Here is a 761-nt window from a genome sequence, read left to right on the forward strand (position 1 = left end):
ATGGTCACCCTGATTCTCGTTTTGAGATCAGGCCCGCCGCGCGGCCGGGCTACGCGCGCCCGTGGGACGGCTGCGCTCGCTGGGCGCGTTGCTGCAGGTCAAGCACGGTGTTGGCCCTTGGGCGTCTTACAGGCGAGGTGCGCGGTGCGCGTGCGGGCGAGCAGGTCCGTCAGGGCCGGGGTGAGGTTGGGGGCTAGGGCGGCCGGTTCGACCAGCCGTCGGGCGGGGGCGGGAAGATCGGCGAGGTCGGCCTTGAAGCGGCGGCCTCTCCCAACGTCGCCGGGCCGATGATCCGCCGGCCGCCCTGCATGACGAGCCGCAGCAGCGGCTCACCCAGGGAAGGTGGACGCTCGTCCCGGAGGCCGATCGTGTCGTTTGTGCCGGACCGGCGGAAGACCTGTTTGCAGCCGGGCAGGGTCTGCTCGCCGGGCGACAGCTCGCACGGCGGGTGGCCAGAGAAGTGCCGGGGAGGGACGAGGTCTGCGAGGGGGCCACGGAAGACGCGTTGTCTGTACCGTCCGCCGAGGCCGGGGAACGGCGGTGGGCATGGCCTGGCGCATCCGCCTTCCGGTTCCCGTCGGCGAGTTCCCGTGACCGTTGCAGCAAGAGGTAGTGGAGTCATAGCTACGCGTGACATCGGGGGTGGCGCGGGAAGGTCGCGGCGCGGGCGGCGGTGAAGTATCGCATGATTCCGGTGTGGCCGAGGGAGTAGCGCCCGGGCTGCGGCCAGACGGCGAGCCCGTGCGGCTCGTGGCCCACCG

It is taken from the genome of Frankia sp. CcWB2 (genome assembly GCF_977927585.1).